The organism is Geminocystis sp. M7585_C2015_104 (genome assembly GCA_015295805.1).
Classification (GTDB): Bacteria; Cyanobacteriota; Cyanobacteriia; order Cyanobacteriales; family Cyanobacteriaceae; genus DVEF01.
Window position 1 is genome coordinate 1 of sequence record DVEF01000036.1, and the last position, 4,547, is coordinate 4,547.

4 protein-coding genes are annotated in these 4,547 nt (G+C 44.3%); all 4 read left to right on the forward strand.

What is annotated here, in order from left to right; genetic code table 11:
* The first annotated feature begins 624 nt into the window (after positions 1-624).
* Positions 625-1,068, forward strand: a complete 444-nt coding sequence (locus IGQ44_03840; protein ID HIK37105.1) for a hydrogenase maturation protease — start codon at positions 625-627, stop codon at positions 1,066-1,068.
* A 6-nt stretch (positions 1,069-1,074) separates the two neighbouring features.
* Positions 1,075-1,419, forward strand: a complete 345-nt coding sequence (gene hypA, locus IGQ44_03845; GenBank protein ID HIK37106.1) for a hydrogenase maturation nickel metallochaperone HypA — start codon at positions 1,075-1,077, stop codon at positions 1,417-1,419.
* Between the two features lie 174 nt (positions 1,420-1,593).
* Positions 1,594-2,817, forward strand: coding sequence for a geranylgeranyl reductase (gene chlP / locus IGQ44_03850; protein HIK37107.1), 1,224 nt, complete (start codon positions 1,594-1,596; stop codon positions 2,815-2,817).
* A 309-nt stretch (positions 2,818-3,126) separates the two neighbouring features.
* The gene (locus IGQ44_03855) at positions 3,127-3,396 is read left to right on the forward strand and encodes a hypothetical protein (GenBank protein ID HIK37108.1); all 270 of its coding nucleotides are present in this window, start codon (positions 3,127-3,129) and stop codon (positions 3,394-3,396) included.
* The last annotated feature ends 1,151 nt before the right edge of the window (positions 3,397-4,547 follow it).

The following is a 4,547-nucleotide window of genomic DNA, read 5'->3' on the forward strand; positions in this document are numbered from 1 at the left end:
AAAAAAAAAAAAAAAAGACAATTACCATATATAACCCCTCCCCCTCCACAACACAAAATGGATACAATTTTCCTCACCACTTTATCTTTTCACCGACAACAAGACAACAGACAATTTCCTCCCCCGCTGCGGAAATATAGGGGTTTTTATAGGATTGATTGCCGACAACAAGACAAGGAGATAATTTTTACCCATTATCACCCAACTCTTCCCCCGACTAGATAAACAGACGATTTCCTCCTCCGCTTCACCCCCCACTTGGTGACACCATTATCTTATTGCCAAGGAGAAGGTAAGGGGGAAATACCAGTCATGACAGTGTATTCAAACAACCCGTGTAATCCCCCCGCCGGCAGACAAATACAAAATCTCCGCCATGCCACATTCCCACGACTACTCCCCCATAAAATCACTCCCCGCCGACTACAATACAAAGACTATTACTAACCACCACATAACTTTTCGCCAATAGGAAGATAACTGGAAAACCCCCTGCCAGCAATAAGACATAAACACAATTTTTTCCCCACCCGCAACAGGGCAAGGATAAAATCACTGTAGTGGGAAAAAAACATAAAATATCAGTAATTAGAGTTGGCAAAAGGGAAAAATATTCATAGGGCGATGACAAATAAACGAGTATTGTTAATCGGCTATGGGAATACCCTCCGCAGTGATGATGGCGTGGGATATATGGTAGCCTGTCAACTGCAAAGCCAAAATATCCCGGGATTGGAAACTATAGCTACCCTCTCCCTTACCCCCGAATTGAGCGAAAAAATGGCAGAATACCAAACAGTTATCTTTGTCGATGCCTGTGTCAGTCAAGACACACTGACACTCACCAGAATAGAAACCCCCCACCAACCCCCCGACAACTGGCCACATAAACTCACCCCAGCATCACTGCTAAAACTTACTCAATGGATTTACCACAAAACCCCAGACACCTGGATTATAGCTATCCCGGCAAAAAATCTAGACTTCGGCCAGAATATCTCCCAGTGTACCAAAAAACAGGCACAATTGGCCATAGAGCTCGTAAAAAATTTTATATCCCGTCAATAGTTGGCTATGCATGAAATCGGCATCATGGAATCCGCCATCGCCATGGCTATCCAACACGCCAAGGCAGAAAATGCTACCCTCATCACAGAAATAACTATGAGAATAGGAGAAATGTCTGGCGTCTACCCCCCCGCCTTGGAATTTGCCTTCGACGTGGTAGCAAAAAACACCATAGCAGAAAATGCCACTCTCAAAATCGAAACTATCCCCGTCTGCTGCTACTGTGACTCCTGCCAACAAGAATTCTATCCCAGCGACTGGATTTTCGCTTGTCCCCACTGTGGCCAATTGAGCAGTAAAATTCTACAGGGCAAAGAAATTGAGTTAGTCTCCCTCAAAATTGTTAAGTAACTCCCCTGCCACAAAATATCCCCTATGTCAAGTTTTATAGTCCAATTTTAAGAAAAATAAAGAAAAATTAAGAACAATGTTAAGTAATATTACAGAGCAAATACAAGAAAGCCACCCTTGCCTTAAACTCATACCTAAAAAGCACTCATAGAGGACAATAGAGGGAGAACAGTCGTGACAATAAGGGTAGCAGTAGTAGGAGGGGGCCCCGCAGGGGCTTCGGCGGCCGAGGTTTTAGCAAAAGCAGGCATCCAGACCTATCTGTTTGAGAGAAAGCTAGACAATGTAAAACCTTGTGGTGGCGCCATCCCCCTTTGTATGGTGAGTGAATTCGATATACCCCCAGAAATCATCGATAGGCGGGTGCGGCGAATGAAGATGATTTCCCCTTCCAACCTCGAGGTAAATATAGGTGACACACTTAGAGAACACGAGTACATAGGCATGTGCCGAAGGGAGGTGTTGGATAGCTTCCTCCGTAATCGTGCTGCCAAATTGGGCGCTAACCTCATTAATGGTACAGTATTCCAGTTGGATATCCCCACCAGTGACAAAGAACCCTATACTATCCATTATGTGGACCATTCCAACGGCCTGCCCCAAGGGGAAATGAAAACCCTTCAGGCAGACGTGGTTATAGGGGCGGATGGCGCCAATTCTCGTATTGCCAAGGCTATAGGGGCTGGCGACTACAATTATGCCATCGCCTATCAGGAAAGAATTAGGTTGCCAGAAGACAAAATGGCCTACTATGAAGACTTGGCGGAAATGTACGTAGGTAGCGACGTCTCCCCCGACTTCTACGCCTGGGTATTTCCTAAGTATGACCACGTAGCGGTAGGCACGGGCACCATGCAAGCCAACAAGTCCAGAATCAAGGAATTACAGGCGGGTATCAGAAAAAGGGCGGCTAAGCGTCTGGAAGGGGGAGAAATTATTAAAGTGGAAGCCCATCCCATACCTGAGCATCCTCGTCCTCGTCGTGTAGTAGGAAGAGTTGCATTAGTGGGGGATGCCGCCGGTACAGTTACTAAATCCTCTGGAGAAGGGATCTATTTTGCCGCCAAATCTGGTAGAATGTGTGCCCAGACCATTGTGGAAACTAGTAACAATGGGCAAAGAGTCCCCACTGAAGAGGATTTAAAGCAGTACCTTAGACGTTGGGACAAAAAATACGGCCCCACCTATCTCGTTTTAGATATACTCCAGCGTATATTCTATCGCAGCGACGCCACCCGTGAAGCCTTTGTGGAAATGTGCGCCGATTTGGACGTCCAAAGGATTACCTTCGATAGCTACCTCTACAAAACCGTCGTGCCCACCAATCCCCTTGTACAACTTAAAATTACAGCTAAAACTATAGGCAGTCTTCTACGTGGACACGCCCTGGCTCCCTAATCAGAGAACACCGAGAAAATACTTAGAGGTTTCCCGTAGCAGTCAACAGGGAAATCTCTCTATTGGGAGAAAAATGAGTAGGCTTGTATCCACAATTGGGGCAAAAACCTCCATAACAAGACAACAGGAAGGAGAGACTGTCTATCTCTAGGGATACTAGGAAAGGAGACTTTCTACTACTGTCAGAAGATAGGAGGATGACGGGTGACTATATACAGGGGGATAGGAACTTATTATAAAAAGACGCCAATATGATAGGTTACTGCCAAAAGGGGGGTTTTCTCTCACCATCTATCAGAAGACAAAGGGATGATGAGTGGCTATTTCCCCAGGAAGAAACTTTATAATAAAATCCCCTATCGGGAGACAACAGACAACAATAAAATGAGTTGCCATCCGGAGGAGACTTTAGATTTTATCAGAAGACAAGAATATAAGGGGTTGCTAGCCACGGAAAGTTGTATTTTAACCCCAGAAGGGAAAAGGATGACCAGGGTATATTATCTCTTAAAAGACAGGAATATGACCAGTTGCCCCCTTTTTGACTTGTCACTGACAATCCGACAAACATCTTCTTAACAGACAGTGATTTGATGATTTGCCGCATACAGGAGTCTAAAAATTGGCAAGATGATGGCCATTTTCCCATACAATATTTTTACACAAGGGGGTAAGAAGATTTTTCCTTAAAGCATGGAGACAAAAACACTCCCCACTCACTGGGGAGACTTTCTCTTAATAAAAGGACAAGAATATTATTATACTGAGTCTTACCCGGTTTTACCATCAGGATAAAAGGGGGATAATGAGTTGCCATCCTGGAAAAGACTGTGTCTTCCTGTCAGAAACGGTTATTAGTAGCTATAGACAAAAAACGAGAATATAAGGGGTTGCTATTTGCAGGGGGGGGGAAAACGACTATCTTACCATCAGAGGAAAGAAGGGTTATAAATGGTTATAGACGGGGAGGAATTTTTATTTATCATAAGGCAAAAAAATAAGAGGATACTTGTTATTAACAGACGAGAAAACAATAAATTGCCATCCACCATAGCCAATAAGGGAATAGAAGAAAGCGCCTCCCATTAGTCAGTTGGTTAGAAAGGCATTCTTACAGTCCAGTTTAGTTGGTGTTTTCATACCCCCACCACAGGCGGCAAACGGAAAACGGGGGAGAATTTTCTCAAAAACATTAAAATCCCAGCAGCCAAATCTCATCTCCAACACTGGCGTTTCCCCAAAGTCAGAGGCAACTAATTCCCATAACCCTGTTTTATGGGAGTTTGTCTTTAATACCCTTCATACACCCCATCTTCCGGGGGCTTTCTAACAATTCAGTTAATGATTAAAATAAATAATCCCGGCATCCTCCATCCATCCCGGTTAAAATACAAGAGGGTAATGAGAAACCATTGACAGTAGCAATAAATACCCCCCTCGGTTTTTGTTAAGGTTTCTGTTTAATAGTTAGTCAGGCGAGAAAATCCTTCCGGTTTCCAAACCCTTTCCAATAATAAAACCCTAGCACAAAAGTGCAGAAGCTCTCCCCTTTACCCTTGACAAAACCCCTTCCCCGTGCTATCATTGAGGCAAAGGGCTGCGGGGGCGAGGGGACAGATAGGTAGGCGGCAGGTGAAGAGACTGCCAAAACACTTGGGCAGGGAACTTTTTAAATAAAAAAATTTAGCAATAATTAATGAAGGGAGTTTGGGGTAATAGGGGGGGAGGAA

What these genes read in the sequence shown, in the direction of transcription:
- IGQ44_03840 (HIK37105.1), top strand. Translation starts at nt 625, where the DNA reads ATGACAAATAAACGAGTATTGTTAATCGGCTATGGGAATACCCTCCGC.
- hypA (HIK37106.1), top strand. Translation starts at nt 1,075, where the DNA reads ATGCATGAAATCGGCATCATGGAATCCGCCATCGCCATGGCTATCCAA.
- IGQ44_03855 (HIK37108.1), top strand. Translation starts at nt 3,127, where the DNA reads ATGATGAGTGGCTATTTCCCCAGGAAGAAACTTTATAATAAAATCCCC.